The organism is Streptomyces xylophagus (genome assembly GCF_000716435.1).
Lineage (GTDB): Bacteria > Actinomycetota > Actinomycetes > Streptomycetales > Streptomycetaceae > Streptomyces > Streptomyces xylophagus.
In genome coordinates this window covers 1-16,077 of the sequence record NZ_JNWO01000003.1, presented here as the reverse complement: position 1 = coordinate 16,077, position 16,077 = coordinate 1, and the positions used below count along the sequence as shown (strand labels likewise).

Sequence of the window (16,077 nt, the reverse complement as noted above, 5' to 3'; positions counted from 1 at the left end):
TCACTGCTCGCGCAGGCCCCAGGGCGAGCCGTACGCCGTCAGCAGATCCAGGAACGGCCCGGCCGGAAACGCCTCCGGACCCAGCACACCCGAGCCGGTCCACGCGCCCGTGGCCAGCAACTCCAGGGCGATCACCGGGTTGATGGCGGTCTGCCACACCACCGCCTGGGAGCCGTACTCCGCCATCGACCACTGATTGTCGACCACGTGGTAGAGGTACACCTCGCGCGGCGCCCCGTCCTTCGTGCCGCGCACCCAGGTGCCCGCGCAGGTCTTGCCGTGCATACGGTCGCCGAGCGTGGCGGGATCGGGCAGGCAGGCGGCGACAACATCCCTCGGCGACACGGCAGTTGGCCCGGCGGCACTCGGTACGGTGACCGGCTCGGTGCGGTCCAGGCCCAGGAGGTGCAGGGTCTTCAGCGTGTCGATGAACTGATTGCCGAGCCCGTACTTGAAGGTGACCCGGCGTGCGTCGACCCAGCGCGGGACGAGCAGCACCTCCTCGTGCTCCACGTTCACGCACTCGACCGGGCCGATGCCCTCGGGGAAGTCGAACACCTCGGGCTCGCTGAAGGGCTCGGTGGTGAACCAGCCGCGGTCGGCCTCGTAGACGACCGGCGGGTTCAGGCACTCCTCGATCGTGGTCCAGATGCTGAAGGAGGGTGCGAAGTCGTATCCGTCGACGGTGAGGTTCGCCCCGTCGCGGATACCGATCTCCTCGATCTCGTCGAAGAGTTCGTCGGCCGCGTACCGCGCGAACACGTCCGAGAGCCCCGGCTCCACCCCCATCCCGACGAGGGCCAGCGCCCCCGCCTTCTCCCAGTCGTCCGCCTCGGCGAACTGCGCGTCCCCGAGCTTGACCCCGCACTCCTCGTAAGGCCGCTCGGGATGCGGACGGGACAACGACATCGCCATGTCGAGGTAGTTGGCCCCGGCCGCACGTGCCGCACGGAACAGCGGCAGGACGAAGCGCGGGTCGGTCGCGTTCAGCAGCACGTCGCACTCGTGCGCACGCAGCGCCGCCACGACGGCCTCCTCGTCGCTCGCGTCCAGCCGCGCGGCACGGAACCGGGCGCCGGCGTCCCAGAGCGCGGCGACCGCGGCCTCCGCCCGGGACAGGTCGTAGTCGGCGACCACCATCGCGTCGAAGAACGGACGCCGGGCCGCGATCCGCGTGATCGCGGTACCCACACCACCGGCTCCCACGAGCAGTACACGCATGGCAAGAACTCCTTCACTGCCGAACCAGGAAAGTCAGCGGGCCCTGCCGGAGATACAACGCCGGTGGCGCGGATAAGGTCAATGGCGTTGGCATAAGGCGCAAAGGGAGGCCGCGATGCCGAAACCGGTGGTGCCCGAGGAGAAACGGCGACGGCGCCGGCCCACCAAGAGCGGCACGGTCCTGTCCGAGCAGCTGATCGTCGACACGGCGCTGCGTATGCTGCGCGAACACGGCAGCGCGGGCCTCACCGCCCGCCGCCTGGGCCTCGCCCTGGACGCCGACCCCAGCACGCTCTACCGCTACTTCCGCGGCATGGACGAGCTGACCCTGGCCATCGGCGACGCCCTCGTCGGCCAGGCGCTGCGGGGCTGGGAGCCGACGGGGGAGTGGCGGGCGGACCTGCGCGCGATCGGCCTGCGCATCCACGCCGCGTACGTCGCCCACCCGCAGGCCGCCCAGCTCACGGCGAGCCGGGTCACCGGCCGCCCCAACGAACTGGCCGCCGACGAGGCCGTACTGGACGTCCTGCGCACGGCCGGGTTCCCGCTGCCCGACACCGTGCGGATCTACCACGCGTTCATCGACCAGACCCTGGCCTTCGCCGCCCTCGACGCCGCGTCCCTGGCCCTGCCGAGCGCGGCCCTCCGCGCCGACGAGGCGATGTGGCGCTCGACCTACGCCCGCCTGCCCCGCACCACCCACCCCCGCATCGCCGAGGCGGCCCCGCTCCTGGCGACCCGCATGGTCGACAGCGCGTATCCGACGGCCCTGGAGATGCTCCTGGACAGCGCCGCCGCACGGTTGGCGGAGCCGGGGACCTGAACAGGAGAGGCCGTCGCACCGCATTCGCTGCGGCGCAAAGCCCGCCGCCGGGGCGTGAGACGGCGGATTCCGCGGCCACAGCCGGTGCTGCGATAGTGAACCCCGGTCTATTAGATGTAGCGAGCAACCAGGAAGCCAGTGGACACCAGCGAGAGCACCGACAGCGGCACGGCACCCGAGGCCGAGAAGGACGCGGAACCGGCGACAGGACCCCGGCACGGCTGGCGCCGCTGGGCGATGGACACCCGCCCGCTGCGCATCCCCGCCTACCGCCGCCTGTGGTCCTCGACCATCGTCACGGCCGTCGGCAGCCAGCTCACCGCCGTCGCCGTACCCAAGCAGATCTACGACATCACCGGCTCCTCCGCGTGGGTCGGCGCCGCCAGCATGGCCGGCCTGGTGCCGCTCATCGTGTTCGCGCTGTGGGGCGGCTCGCTCGCCGACAGCATGGACCGCCGCAAACTGCTGCTGATCACCAACAGCGGCATCGCCGTGACCTCGGTGCTGTTCTGGGTCCAGGCCGTCACCGGGCTCGAGTCGGTGGCCGCGCTGATGGTGCTGCTCGCGATGCAGCAGGCCTTCTGGGGCCTCAACGCGCCCGCCCGCAACGCCTCCATCGCCCGCCTGGTCCCCGCCGGGCAACTGCCCGCCGCGAACGCCCTCGGCTCGACCGTCATGCAGACCGGCCAGGTCGTCGGACCGCTCCTCGCGGGCGCCCTCATCCCGGTCATCGGCCTGCCCGAGCTGTATCTCATCGACGCGCTGGCCCTGTGCGTCACGCTCTGGGCGGTCGTCCGGCTGCCCTCGCTGCCTCCCCAGGAATCCGCCACACCCCGCCGCGCGGGCTGGCGCGAGGTCGCCGCCGGGTTCCGCTACATCTCGCTGCACAAGGTGCTGCTGCTGTCCTTCCTCGCCGACATCATCGCGATGGTCTTCGGCATGCCCCGCGCCCTGTTCCCGCAACTCGCCGCCCAGACCTACGCGTCCTACGACGAGGGCGTCGCGCTCGGCATGTTGTTCGCGGCGATCCCGATCGGTGCGGTGGTCGGCGGACTGTTCTCCGGCGTGTTCTCGCGGGCGCGGCGGCACGGATGGATGGTGATCGGCGCGGTCGTCGCGTGGGGCGTGGCCATCACCGGGTTCGGGCTGAGCAGCAATCTGTGGATCGGCGTGGTCTTCCTGGCCGCCGCCGGTGTCGCCGACATGGTGTCCATGGTGTTCCGCGGGGCGATCCTGCTGTCCGCCGCCACCGACGAGATGCGCGGCCGTATGCAGGGCGTCTTCACCGTCGTGGTGGCGGGCGGCCCGCGCCTGGCCGACGTCCTGCACGGCACGGCCGGTTCCGCCCTCGGCCCGCGCACGGCGGTCGCGGGCGGCGGCATCCTGGTCGTCGTCATCATGCTGACCCTGGCCTTCGCGGTCCCGGCGCTGCGCCGCTACCGCATCTGAGGGCGCGCTCAGACATGCCGATGGAGCGCGTAGTGCTCCATCAGCTTGCCCCGGGTCAGCTCCAGCCGGTGCGCGAGGATCTCCGCGACGATCCGGACCAGGGAGAGCCCCAGCAGCGGGTCCTCCACGCACAGGGCGAGGACGGCCGACGCGTCGAACTCGTAGGCCCGCACGGCACTGAACGCCTCCGCGCCGAAATCCCACCTGTACGGAGGGAACAGCCACGACCAGCCGAGCAGGTCGCCCGCCCCGAGCGTGCCCACGGCGACCCGTTGCTCAGGCGTCACCCGCTGGTCCAGCGAGACCGCGCCGGAGCGGATCACCCAGAAACGGTCGGCCGTACCGCCCGCCTCGAAGATCCTGGAGTCCTCGGCGAACGAGACCTCCTGCGCGAGCTCCATCAGCCGCTCGCGCTGGGTCTGGGGCAGGGCGGTCAGCAGTTTTATCGCTTTGGTCATGGCACAGGGCTCCTCGCCGGCAGCGGATCCGGAATTCTCCCTACGCCCATTTCAGCCTCTGCCGACGTCCCGGGCACCTCGGGGGACGGAATCAGGGCATGAAAAAGCCCTGGCTGGACGGGGGAGACCAGCCAGGGCCGTTAAGCGGTGGCGCCGGAGGACCGTACAGTCGACTCCGTGACCACGTATGAATGAACCGTAAACCATCCGTGGGGATTTCGTACCCACTTGAACCGGTCGCGTGACCGGTTTCACTTCGCGGCATGCCGTCCGGGGGCCACGATCTCGTCCAGCACCCGCAGGACGGCCTCGTAGGCCACCTCCCGCACGGGGTCACCCTGCTCCGCCCACGTGTGCGCCTCCTGGGCGGCGAAGGCGCGGGCCCGCTGGATGCGCCGCAACAGTTCGTCCGAGTCCACGACATCACTCATGTACTCCGCCTACCCCCGTGCGCGGAATTCACTGCGCCGGCGCCGCGATCGGCACGTCCAGCGGGCGGGCCAGACCCACCACGGCCTCGTCGAGGCGCTGCAGATGCCGCAGCACGCGGTCGGTGACGCGGCCGTAGCGCGGGGTGCCGGGCGTACCAGGCCGCAGCAGGGACGCGATGCTCGGCCCGGTCTCGATCTCGCCGACGGCCTCCTCGCCGGCGACATGGGCGCCGATCACCCCGATGTTGTGCACGATCCGGCGCCCCGCCTCACGCAGCCGGGGATCGGCCGCTATCGACGGATGCGTGGGCAGCAGCTCGGCCGTCGCCGCCAGATACCGCGCGTGATAGGCGCAGGTCTCCAGCAGCGCGACGACATACCGAGCCGTGTCCCGGCGGGCCCGCAACGGCGTGATCGGGTGGGTCAGCGGCTGCGTCGAGGCGCTCAGGTCGGCGAGTGCCTGGTCCAAGTCCCTTGCCCTGTCGAGGAGTTCGGCCGCAGGCCCGCCGCTGAGCTGGTCGACGGCGGCCTCGGTGACATCGGTGAGCCGTTCCAGCACGGTGCCGAGCAGTTCGTTCGTACGGCGGTCCGTGTGCACCGGCAGCACCAGCGCCGCCGCGACCACCCCGCAGGCCGCGCCGAGCGCCGTCTCCTCGATCCGCAGCACCAGCACGGACGCGCTGTAGGTGTGCAGCAGGGTGTAGAGCAGGCCCAGCATCGCGGTGACGAAGAAGGACATCAGGGTGTACGAGAGCGGTGCCGTGTAGAACATCGCGAAGATGAACAGCAGCACCAGGGCGAATGCCGTCCACGTGTGGTGTCCGACGAGGCCCGCGAGACCGATACCGGCCACGACACCCAGGACCGTGCCCAGCAGTCGCCGGTAGCCCTTGACGAGGATCTCGCCGGTGGACGAGGTGTTGAGGAACACGATCCAGCAGGTCAGCACCGCCCAGTACCAGCGCTGGCTGGACAGGAACTCGCCGCCGATGATGGCCAGCGAGGAACCGACGGCGACCTGCACGGCCGCCCGCGTGGTCGGCCGCCGCAGGCCCGTGCGCTCCGCGTCCTCCCGCTCGGCCTCCTCGCTGCCCGCGATGGCGACGTCCTCCGCGTCCAGCTCCTCGCGGGAGCGGGTCGTCGCGGGCGTGTCCTCGGACTCGTCCTGCGGCCCGTCGACGGCGATCCGCAGGCCCAGCACCGCGCGCCCGGCCTCGCCGATGCCCCGGAAGACGTCCTGCACGGCGTCCGAGGCGGGCGGCAGGTTCTCCTCCTCGCGATAGCCCAGCAGCCGGTTGCGCACATGGGCCAGCGCGGTGCCCGAGTCGGAGCCCGACGGCCGTAGGACCAGCAGGCGCAGTGCCTCCAGGTCGCGGCGCAGGGTGTCGGTCGTCTCGTCCCTCCGGGGCAGCCGCTCGCCGGCGGGGACGGGTGCGCCCGGCAGATGCAGGGTGAGCGTGTGGCCGCGTTCGGCGCTGCGCGCGGTCAGCAGCAGGAGCCCCAGCCGCTCGGCGGCGACCTCGGCGTCGGCGATACGCCGCTGCACGAGCCGTGCCACCGTCTCGTCCGAGGTCCCGTCCTCGAGCCGGCCCTGGATCAGCAGCGCCGTCTCGTGCAGCCGCGCGGTGCCCTCCCGTACGTCGTCGAGGGCCTTCTCCATGTCGTCGGCACCGGCGTCGAGCAACGCGAGTTGCGCGGTGACCAGTTGGGCGAACCGCGCCCGGAACGCCCGCCGCAGCCGGTCCAGTGTCCCCGTGGGCGTCTCCGGCACCAGCGCGAACCGCACCAGCGCGCTGCACGCGAAGGCGACGCCGAGCACGCCGTAGAGCCGAGGCAGCGCGGAGACGGTCACGCCGACGAACAGGGACAGGAAGTAGATCTGGAAGCCGATCAGGCCGAGCGCCGTGCCGCGTTCGCCGAAGCGGCGGCTGTAGACGGCGCCGAAGATCAGCAGGACGAAGAAGACGTCACCGGCGACGACTCGTGAGTTCAGCAGCGCGCTGAGCGACACGGAGGCCAGCGCCACCGGCAGGCCCAGCGCGAGCGTCACGGCCTGCTGTGTGCGCTGCTTCTCGCGGATGGCGAACGTGGAGACCATCGCCGCCATCGCCCCGGCCACCAGATGCGGCACCGAGGCACGCAGCAGGGAGAGCACGGCCAGCGTGAGGGCGATCGCGGCCACCGTCCGCAGTCCGGCCGTCAGCCGCAGCAGTCCGGGATCGGACGCCGCGACGCGATACCGCACCCGTGCCCACGCCGCCCGTCCCGCTGCCCTCACGCCGCCGTACTCTCCCCAGGTTCACACCAAGATCCGTGAGACCGATGCTACGGCTCCTGGGTCCCGTCCCCTTCGATGCGGTCCCGCACCTGCTCCGGCGAGAGGTACGAGTCGGTGTACTCGAAGTCCTTGAGCGTGGCGGGTTTGCGGGCCTGGAAGCCGGTGCGCACGAAGTCGTCGCCGGCCAGCGCGTTCAGCGTCCAGTTCGTCGCGACGCGGACCTTGGCGACGCCGGTGCGCAGCGCCGACCAGTGGTAGCCGCGGGCGACGACCTGGGCGGGCAGGCCGCGCAGTTCGATGCCCAGCGGCTTGGACACCGCGTCCTTGCCGCCGAGGTCCACGACCAGCCCGAGGTCCTTGTGGACGTACGGCTTCATCGGCTGGTTGCGCAGGGTCGCGATCACGTTGTCGGCGACGACCTTGCCCTGCCGCATGGCGTGCTGCGCGGTCGGCGGGCAGATCGCGCCGTCCCCGCCCTTGGCCTCGTCCGGCACCGCGCCGGAGTCGCCGAGCGCGAACACCCCGTCGTGTCCGGGGAGGTTCATGTCGGCGGTGACCGCGAGCCGCCCCCGAATCGTTTCCGCACCGAGCGTGGCGATGAGCGGGCTGGCGACCACACCGGCCGTCCAGATCAGCGTCCGGGTCGGCACCACCCGCCCGTCGGTGAAGGTGACCTCCTCAGGCCCCGCCTTGGCGATGGAGACACCCAGGGAGATGTCGATACCGCGCTTGGTCAGGATCTCCTGCGCGCTCTTGCCGAGCTTGTCGCCCAGTTCGGGCATGAGCTTCGGCGCGATGTCGATGAGGTGCCACTTGATCAGACCCGGGTCGATACGCGGGTAGCGCTTGACCGCGGCGTGCGTCAGCTTCTGCAGACAGGCGGCCGTCTCCGTACCGGCGTACCCGCCGCCGACCACCACGAACTGCAGCCGCGACGCCTTCTCCGCGGGGTCGTCGCTCGCGTCCGCGAGGTCCAGCTGCGTGATGACGTGGTCGCGGATGTACGCGGCCTCGGCGAGGGTCTTCATGCCGAAGGCGTGATCGGTCAGCCCGGGGATGTCGAAGGTGCGGGTGATGCTGCCGGGGGAGAGCACGATGTAGTCGTAGGGCTCGTTCACGATCTCGTCGTTGATCGTGCGGATCACACAGACCTTGGCCTTGATGTCCACACCGATGGCGCCGCCCGGGATGATCCGGGTGCGGTACTTCTTGCTGCGGCGCAGCGAGACGGCGATCGACTGCGGGGTCAGGACGCCGGAGGCGACCTGGGGCAGCAGGGGCAGATAGAGCTGGTAGGAGAACGGCGTCACCAGGGTGACGTCCGCCTCGTCGGTGTTCAGTTTCCGTTCCAGGCGGCGAACGCACTCCACTCCTGCGAAGCCTGCGCCAACCACCAGGATCCTCGGTCGTGTCACGGTGTTCATCCCTTCTGCGGCTCCAGGCGGTCTGCCTCGACGCCGTACGCCTGCCCCTGGATCGCTGCTTCGCACCCACATCGATCCCACCGTGCCGGAAGCCGTTCCGCCAGCTGAGCGCGGCAGGCAGACGTACGCGTGGAGCACCAGCATGCCCCGCCGACGCCCGCCGTACGCCGCGGACGCGTGAACAAATGGCGTACCTGAATGACCTTTGACCACCCCGTCGGCGATCGATACGGACCGTAGAGTGCACGCCATGTCGCACACTCAGCCCGAGCCGGGGTCAGGCTTCCGCACCCAGAACATCGACGCCGGCAACGTGACGCGGCTGGTGGCCGCGCTCGACATACAGGAGGCCAATCCCGGCGTACGACGGCTGCGGGCGTGGGCGCACGAGGCGCTCGCCCCGGGTAGCGGTGAACGCGCCCTCGACATCGGGGCCGGGACCGGCTCCACGACCCGTGAACTGGCCGCGGCGGTCGGCGCCAACGGGTCGGCGCTCGGCGTCGAACCCAACCCCGGGCTGCGGGCGGTCGCCGAGGAACGGGCCGCGAAGGCAGGCAGTCCGGCCCGCTTCACGGACGGCGACGCGCTGTCCCTGCCCGTGCCCGACGCCTCCGTGGACGTCGTCTGGTGCGAACGGGTGCTCCAGCACCTCGCGGAACCGGACAAGGCGGTCGCCGAGATGGCCCGCGTGCTGAGCCCCGGCGGGCGCGTGGCCCTGCTCGACACCGACTGGGCGACCACGATCCTGCACCCCGGGGACCCGGAGATCATGGCGGCGTTCACCTCGGGCGCCCTCACCGGAGCGGCGAACCCGTACTCGGGACGCAGGCTCGTCGGCCAGCTCAGCGCGGCCGGCCTCGTGGTCGACGACCGGGGTTCGCAGGCGCTGCTCCAGGACCACCGGTCGGTCGTCTGGCCGCTGATCCGCATGCTGGGCGAGTCCGCGGTGCGCCGGGGCGCGCTCACCGAGGCACAGCGCGACCGTGCCTACGCCGACCTCACCGAGGCCGCCGAGCAGGGCGCGCTGCACATGTCCGTGACGATGTTCGCGGTCGTCGCCCACCGCCCGGAGTGACCCCCGGCCGGGACCTCAGCGGAACACGTTGTCCGCGTCGTCCCAGCCCGTGAGCTGCTCCTCCGACGTCGGCAGTCGCGGGGTACGCGCGCGTGCCTGGTACATCGCGTCGATCTCGAACGCGTAGTGCCGCACGATCGCGTCCCTGCGCAGCTTCATCGACGGCGTCAGCAGCCCGCCCGCGACGTCGAACGGCTGCGGGAGCACCCGGAACACCCGGATCGACTCGGCGCGCGCCACAGGGCTGTTGGCGGCCGCTACGGCCCGCGTGATCTCCTCCCGCAGCGCGTTCTCCTCCCGCGCCTCCCGGCCCCGCGCGTCGCTCTGCATCGCTAGACCGGCCCGCCAGTGCGCCACGAACTCCGGGTCCAGGGTGAGCAGCGCCCCCACACAGGGACGGTCGTCGCCGACGACCACCGCCTGATGGATGAGGGGATGCATCCGCAGCCGGTTCTCCAGCGCGGCCGGCGCCACACTCTTGCCGCTGCTGGTGATGATGATGTCCTTCTTGCGGCCGGTGATCGTCAGATACCCCTCGGTGTCCAGCCGCCCGATGTCCCCGGTCGCCAGCCAACCCCCGTACAGCGCGGCCCGGGTGGCCCGCTCGTCGTTGATGTAGCCCTGGAACACCGAGGGCCCGTTCACTAGGATCTCCCCGTCCTCCGCGACCCGGATCTCCGTGCCCGGCAGCGCCTGCCCCACGGTGCCGATCTTCTCCCGGCCCAGCGGCTGCATCGTGACCCCGCCCGCGGTCTCCGTGAGGCCGTAGCCGTCGTGCACGAAAATGCCGATGCCCGCGTAGAACAAGGACAGTTCACGGCTCAGGGAAGAACCGCCCGACGTGGCGCGGACCACCCGGCCGCCCAGCGCGGAGCGCAGCTTGCGGTACACCGTCCGCTCGAACACGGCATGTTGGAGCCGCAGATCGAAACCGGGACCCGAGCCCCGGCCCAGTCTCTGCCTCTCCTCGGCCGCGGCGAAGTCCCGCGCGGTCGCCGCCGCGCGCTCGAACAGGGCGCCCCGGCCGGTCTGTTGGGCCGTACGGAGAAAGTTCTTGTAGATCTTCTCGAAGATGGACGGCACGGCATACAGATAGGTGGGCCGGAAGGTGCGCAGCGCCGACACCAGCGCCGCCTCCGTCATCTCCGGCTCGTGGGCCATCACCCAGCCGCCGCGCATGCACAGGGCCTGGATCATCAGGCCGTACACGTGCGAGAAGGGCAGGAAGGCCAGGACGGCCGGCTGTTCCCCCGGGGGCGCCGCCGTGTGCGACCAGCCCGCGAGCAGCGTGTCGCAGGGGCTGGCCAGACTGCGGTGGCTCAGCGCGCAGCCCATGGGGCGGCCCGAGGTGCCCGAGGTGTAGGCGATGACCGCGGTCGAGTCCGGCATCACGATCCGGCGCAGCGAGTCCACCGTGGTCTGCGGGATGTACGTGCCCCGCTCCACGATCTGGGCCAGGGCCCCGGAGTCCAGCTGCCAGACGTGCCGCAGCAACGGCAGCGCGGCACACACCGTGCCGACCGTCATGATGCCCTGCTCGTCCTCCACGACCACGGCCACACAGCCGGCGTCCCGCAGCATCCACTCGACCTGCTCCCGCGAGGACGTCGGATGCACCGGCACGACCTCGGCGCCCACCGCCCACAGGGCGTGGCTGAGCACCGTCCACTCGTAACGGGTGCGGGCCATGATCGCGACCCGGCTGCCCGGCGAGATCCCGGAGGCGATCAACCCCTTTGCCAGATCGACGACTTCGTCCCGCAGCTCTACGGCGGTCACCTCCTCCCACACCGTGGAGGAGGGGTCGGTTCGGCGTGCGACCAGCGGAAGGGTGGGATTGACGACCGCGGTCTCGAAGATGCTGTCGGCGAGGCCGCCGTTGAGGGTGGAGGTGGGGGGTGGAGCGACGGCGAAGTCGCGCATGCGCTGCTCCTGGGTTGTACGGGGCGTGACTCTGCCGATCATTACTGTTATCGACGGTGCTCGAATGTAGCCCAGGTGTGAGCGATTGGTGAGGGGAACTGGGAAGTGCCCTCACCGAGTTTGATGGCGGGCGGAATGTCACCCCGGTGTCAGCCACACCGTCGCGAGGGGCGGGAGCGTGAGCCGGATATGGCCGTCCTCCGGTTTGACCGGGTCTGGGGTGATGACATCGCTGCCGCCGTAGCGGGCGCTGTCGGTGTTGAGGGTTTCGCGCCAGGCGGGGATGTCGTCCGGGACGCCCAGCCGGTAGCCGTGACGCACGACCGGAGAGAAGTTGCTGACGGCGAGCAGAGGCGAGCCCTCGGCGTCGAACCTCAGGAACGCGAAGACGTTGTCCTCGGCAGCGTCGCCCCTCACCCAGCGGAAGCCGGCCGGGTCGGTGTCGAGTTGCCAGAGGGCGGGGGTCCGGCGGTAGACGGTGTTGAGGTCGCGGACCAGGTCCCTGACTCCCTCGTGATCGGCCGCCGCGTCGTACTCCGGGTCGAGGAGCCACCAGTCGGGGCCGTGGGCCTCGGACCATTCGGCGCCCTGGGCGAACTCCTGTCCCATGAAGAGGAGTTGCTTGCCGGGGTGGGCCCACATGAATCCCAGATACGCCCGGTGGTCGGCCCGCTGCTGCCACCAGTCGCCGGGCATCTTCGACACCAACGCCCGCTTCCCGTGGACTACTTCGTCGTGGGAGATCGGGAGCACGTAGTTCTCGCTGTACGCGTACACCATGGAGAACGTCATCTCGTGGTGGTGGAACTTACGGTGGACGGGCTCGTGCGACATGTAGCCGAGCGAGTCGTGCATCCAGCCCATGTTCCACTTCAGCCCGAAACCCAGCCCGCCGGTGTCGGTGGGCCGGGTCACCCCGTCCCAGGCGGTCGACTCCTCGGCGATCGTCACGACACCGGGCACCCGCCGATAGACGGTCGCGTTCATCTCCTGGAGGAAGGCCACCGCGTCCAGGTCCTCGCGTCCGCCGTGGACGTTCGGGGTCCACTGGCCCGAGTCGCGTGAGTAGTCGAGGTAGAGCATCGAGGCGACCGCGTCCACGCGCAGGCCGTCGATGTGGAACTCCTGGCACCAGTAGACGGCGTTCGCCACAAGGAAGTTGCGCACCTCGGTCCGCCCGAGGTCGAACTCGTACGTCCCCCAGTCCGGATGCTCGGCCCGCCGCTCGTCCCCGGGCTCGTACAGCGGCTCCCCGTCGAACCGGGCCAATGCCCAGTCGTCCTTGGGGAAATGCGCCGGGACCCAGTCCATGATCACACCGACCCCGGCCCGGTGGAGCGCGTCGACCAGGAACTTGAAGTCGTCAGGGGTGCCGAGGCGGGAGGTCGGGGCGTAGAAGCCGGTGACCTGGTAGCCCCAGGAACCACCGAAGGGATGCTCGGCGACCGGCATGAACTCGACGTGGGTGAAGCCCAGGTCTTTCACATATGCGGGGAGTTCCACGGCCAGCTGACGGTATGTCAAGCCGGGCTGCCAGGAGGCGAGATGGACTTCGTAGATCGAGAACGGCGCCTCGTGGACCGGGATCTGCGTCCGCCGCGCGAGCCAGTCCTCGTCGCCCCACTCGTAGTGCGAGGCCGTCACGATGGACGCCGTGGCGGGCGGCACCTCCGTACGGCGGGCCATCGGGTCGGCCTTCAGGAAGCGCTCGCCGTGCCGTGAGGTGATCTCGAACTTGTAGCGGGCATCCTCGCCGACACCCGGCAGGAACAGCTCCCACACACCCGACGAACCGAGCGACCGCATCGGGAACGCCGTCCCGTCCCAGGAGCTGAAGTCCCCGGCGACACGCACCCCTTGGGCGTTCGGCGCCCACACCGTGAAGCGGGTGCCGGCCACCCCGGCGTGCGACATCGGCTCCGCGCCGAGCGCCGTCCACAACTCCTCGTGCCGCCCCTCCCTGATGAGGTGCAGGTCGAGATCGCCGAGGGCGGGCAGGAAGTGGTACGGGTCGTGCACCTCGTGCTCGTCGCCCTCCGCGTACGACACCAGCAGCGTGTACGCCGGGAGCGCGTCGAGCGGCAGTACGCCGGAGAAGAGACCGCCCCCTTCCGAGGTGAGCGGGCTGAGCATGCCGTCGATCACGACGCTCACGGCACGGGCGTACGGACGCAGGGCCCGGAAGGCGAACCCACCCGGCACCGGATGTGCGCCGAGCAGCGCGTGCGGGTCGTGGTGGGCACCCGCGAGCAGGCGGTCGCGGTCGGCCGGGTCGAGCGGAGCGGTCGTGGGCGAACCACCCGCCTCCTGAGGTGAAGTGTCGTGCAGGGCCACGGAGTTCAGCCTCCTCGGACGGCGAGACGCTCGATCGCCGCCATGGGTACGGGAAGCCAGTCCGGACGGTGTCTGGCCTCGTACAGCACTTCATACACAGCGCGGTCCGTCTCGTAGGCGCGCAGCAGCGCGTGCTTGGTGCGGGGGTCCCAGCCGGCCCGGGCCGCGTAGCCCGCGCAGTACGCCTCCCGGCAACGGCGCGCCCACTCCGGACGCCAGGGGCGGCGCTGCCGGGCCGCGTAGTCGAAGGAGCGCAGCATGCCCGCGATGTCCCGCACCGGGGACTGCGCGCTGCGCCGCTCGGCCAGCGGCTTGGACGGCTCGCCCTCGAAGTCGATGACGAACCAGTCGCGCCCGGCCCGCAGCACCTGCCCGAGATGCAGGTCCCCGTGGATGCGTTGAGCGGGCGGCCCGGCAGCACGGCCGACGAGCGCGCCGAACGCGGTTCGCAGTCCCGGCACGAACGGCCGCAGCGCGGGCACGGAGTGCGCGGCGGCCTCCAGCCGTTCGGTCATCGCGGTCGCCGTGTGGTCGTTTCCCGTGGCGCTCTCGGACGGAAAAGCCGCGGCCAGCGCGAGATGGACATCGGCGGTGGCCTGCCCCAACTCGTGGGCCTCCGTGGTGAATTCATCACCGTCGGCGAGTGCGCGCAGTGCGAGTGCCCAGCCGTCGGAGGCGTCGGGAAGGAACGGCTGGAGCACACCGAGCGTCGCGGCCCGCGGCTCCGCCGTCCGGAACCACGCCACCGGTGCCGGGACCCGCGTGCAGCCCTGCGCGGCCAACGCTCCCGGCAGTTCGAGGTCCGGATTGACGCCGGGCTGGATGCGGCGGAACACCTTCAGGATGTACCGGTCGCCGTACACCAGCGACGAGTTGGACTGTTCGGCGTCCAGCGGTCGGGGCGTGAGCCCGGCGGGCACCGAGACCGACGGGTCCGCCTCGAAGCGCAGGGGACCCGCCGTACCGGGATGCCGCAACCGCTCCAGCAACAGCTCCGCCGACCGCGGATCCTGCAAGGCGTCGTACACCACGAGACCGGCCAACGGCCCCTCGTGCACCCGGCCGATGAAGGCCCGGGCGAGGCGCGGAGAGACGTGTTCCCGTACGCCCAGCAGGAGTTGATAGCAGTCGCCGGGCGGGGGAGTGCCGCCCGGCGCGGGAACCCCGGTGGGGGAGGCGTGGACCAGCAGATGAAGGCAGCCCGGGAACAGTTCCGTCGTGGACAGCACGTCGAGGTCGGCCACCGGCCGGTCCTTGCCGGCGAACCAGCGCTGCCCGGGCAGCCATTCACGCAGCAGCCCGGCGAGCGTGGCCGGGGGCCGGTCGACGCCGGGGCTGCTCAGTCGGAGGGGTGCGGTCTTCGGCATGGTGACGCGTCCTTTCTCCGGCACATCCTCAAAGTCGTCGGCCGATACGGGAAGCGACGCGCGAGAGCCGGAACCAGTAGAACCCGTGTCCCGCGAGCGTCAGCAGATACGGCAGTTCACCGATGGCGGGAAAACGCACCCCGCCGATCAACTCCACGGGATGCAGGCCGTCGAACTCCCGCAGATCGAGGAGGGCGACGACATCGACGCCTCGACGTTGGTGACCTGGTAGCCGTAGACGGGGTCCATGATGGTCGGCAGCGACAGCCGGCCGGGGTCACAGGAGGAGAAACCCGCGTTCCGGTCGGGTGTCCACTGCATGGGCGTGCGGACGGCGTCGCGGTCGCCGAGCCAGATGTTGTCGCCCATGCCGATCTCGTCGCCGTAGTAGAGGATCGGCGAGCCGGGGAGGGACAGGAGCAGGGCCGTGAAGAGTTCGATCTGGTTGCGGTCGTTGTCGAGCAGGGGGGCGGGGAAGTGGAATGCCATGTGGCATTCGTCGCCGCCGCTCTGGTAGTCGCCGAAGTAGTCGACGACGTCCTCGGGCCACTGGTTCGCCTCGGCCAGCAGCACGGTGTCCGGATACATCGAGTCGATCTCTCGGCGTACGCGCTTCAGGAAGTCGTGACTGGCGGGCAGGTTCTCGCAGTTGGTGCCCTCGGCCGCGTAGAGATAGGGGACGGCGTCGAGGCGGAAGCCGTCGATTCCGAGGTCCAGCCAGAAGCGGAGGGCGGCCAGGATCTCTTCCTGGACGGCCGGGTTCTCGTAGTTGAGGTCCGGTTGGTGGGAGAAGAAGCGGTGCCAGTAGTACTGCTTGCGGACGGGGTCGAAGGTCCAGTTGGAGGCCTCGGTGTCGACGAAGATGATGCGGGCGTCGGGGTACTGCTTGTCGTCGTCGGCCCACATGTAGTAGTCGCCGTAGGGGCCGTCGGGGTCTTTTCTGGACTCCTGGAACCACGGGTGCTGGTCGCTGGTGTGGTTCATGACGAAGTCGATGATGACGCGCATGCCGCGCTGGTGGGCGGAGTCGACGAACTCGACGAAGTCCGCGAGGTCGCCGAATTCGGGGAGGACGGCGGTGTAGTCGGAGACGTCGTATCCGCCGTCGCGGAGGGGGGATTTGAAGAAGGGTGGGAGCCAGAGGCAGTCGACGCCGAGCCACTGGAGGTAGTCGAGTTTGGCGGTGATGCCCTTGAGGTCACCGATGCCGTCGCCGTTGCTGTCCTGGAAGGAGCGGACCAGGACCTCGTAGAAGACGGCGCGTTTGAACCACTCGGGGTCCCGGTCCTTGGCG

Annotated in this window: 11 protein-coding genes and 1 pseudogene; 3 read left to right on the top strand and 9 right to left on the bottom strand. The window is 70.5% G+C overall.

Translation table 11 applies throughout. The annotated features are described in order from the left end of the window. Complete coding sequence (locus tag OO70_RS07065) at positions 1 to 1,221, bottom strand: saccharopine dehydrogenase family protein (RefSeq protein WP_043665692.1); 1,221 nt, start codon at positions 1,219 to 1,221, stop codon at positions 1 to 3. A gap of 115 nt (positions 1,222 to 1,336) precedes the next feature. On the opposite strand from OO70_RS07065, the gene OO70_RS07060 reads away from it, so the two are divergent. Together OO70_RS07060 and OO70_RS07055 are read left to right on the top strand one after the other, a co-directional pair. After that, a complete protein-coding gene (locus OO70_RS07060) occupies positions 1,337 to 2,044 on the top strand; it encodes a TetR/AcrR family transcriptional regulator (RefSeq protein WP_043665691.1) in 708 nt (235 codons plus the stop codon). Positions 2,045 to 2,182: 138 nt separating this feature from the next. Next, a complete protein-coding gene (locus OO70_RS07055; protein ID WP_043665690.1) occupies positions 2,183 to 3,493 on the top strand; it encodes an MFS transporter in 1,311 nt (436 codons plus the stop codon). An 8-nt stretch (positions 3,494 to 3,501) separates the two neighbouring features. On the opposite strand, the gene OO70_RS07050 is transcribed toward OO70_RS07055, so the two are convergent. The 4 genes from OO70_RS07050 to OO70_RS07035 all read right to left on the bottom strand — a co-directional run bounded on the left by OO70_RS07050 (position 3,502) and on the right by OO70_RS07035 (position 8,084). Continuing rightward, positions 3,502 to 3,951 carry a cyclic nucleotide-binding domain-containing protein gene (locus OO70_RS07050; RefSeq protein ID WP_043665689.1) on the bottom strand — a complete coding sequence of 150 codons (450 nt, stop codon included), beginning with the start codon at positions 3,949 to 3,951 and terminating at the stop codon, positions 3,502 to 3,504. 251 nt (positions 3,952 to 4,202) lie between these two features. Continuing rightward, on the bottom strand, positions 4,203 to 4,382 hold the full coding sequence (locus OO70_RS07045) for a hypothetical protein (RefSeq protein ID WP_043665688.1): 180 nt from the start codon (positions 4,380 to 4,382) through the stop codon (positions 4,203 to 4,205). A gap of 28 nt (positions 4,383 to 4,410) precedes the next feature. Beyond that, on the bottom strand, positions 4,411 to 6,660 hold the full coding sequence (locus OO70_RS07040) for an FUSC family protein (protein WP_234336774.1): 2,250 nt from the start codon (positions 6,658 to 6,660) through the stop codon (positions 4,411 to 4,413). Positions 6,661 to 6,707: 47 nt separating this feature from the next. Then, on the bottom strand, positions 6,708 to 8,084 hold the full coding sequence (locus OO70_RS07035; protein ID WP_043665686.1) for an NAD(P)/FAD-dependent oxidoreductase: 1,377 nt from the start codon (positions 8,082 to 8,084) through the stop codon (positions 6,708 to 6,710). A gap of 250 nt (positions 8,085 to 8,334) precedes the next feature. Here OO70_RS07035 and OO70_RS07030 point away from each other — a divergent pair, with 250 nt between their 5' ends. After that, positions 8,335 to 9,159, top strand: a complete 825-nt coding sequence (locus OO70_RS07030; protein ID WP_043666746.1) for a methyltransferase domain-containing protein — start codon at positions 8,335 to 8,337, stop codon at positions 9,157 to 9,159. 15 nt (positions 9,160 to 9,174) lie between these two features. Here the strand turns inward: OO70_RS07030 and OO70_RS07025 are convergent, their stop codons facing one another. From OO70_RS07025 to OO70_RS55840, 4 genes and pseudogenes are all read right to left on the bottom strand, one after another. Continuing rightward, entirely contained in the window at positions 9,175 to 11,082 is a 1,908-nt protein-coding gene (locus tag OO70_RS07025) for an AMP-dependent synthetase/ligase (protein ID WP_043665685.1), read from the bottom strand. 138 nt (positions 11,083 to 11,220) lie between these two features. Continuing rightward, complete coding sequence (glgB, locus tag OO70_RS07020) at positions 11,221 to 13,416, bottom strand: 1,4-alpha-glucan branching enzyme (protein WP_043665684.1); 2,196 nt, start codon at positions 13,414 to 13,416, stop codon at positions 11,221 to 11,223. Positions 13,417 to 13,421: 5 nt separating this feature from the next. After that, positions 13,422 to 14,783, bottom strand: coding sequence for a maltokinase N-terminal cap-like domain-containing protein (locus tag OO70_RS07015; protein WP_043665682.1), 1,362 nt, complete (start codon positions 14,781 to 14,783; stop codon positions 13,422 to 13,424). 28 nt (positions 14,784 to 14,811) lie between these two features. Beyond that, positions 14,812 to 16,077, bottom strand: a pseudogene (locus OO70_RS55840) (alpha-amylase family glycosyl hydrolase); the annotation flags it as partial.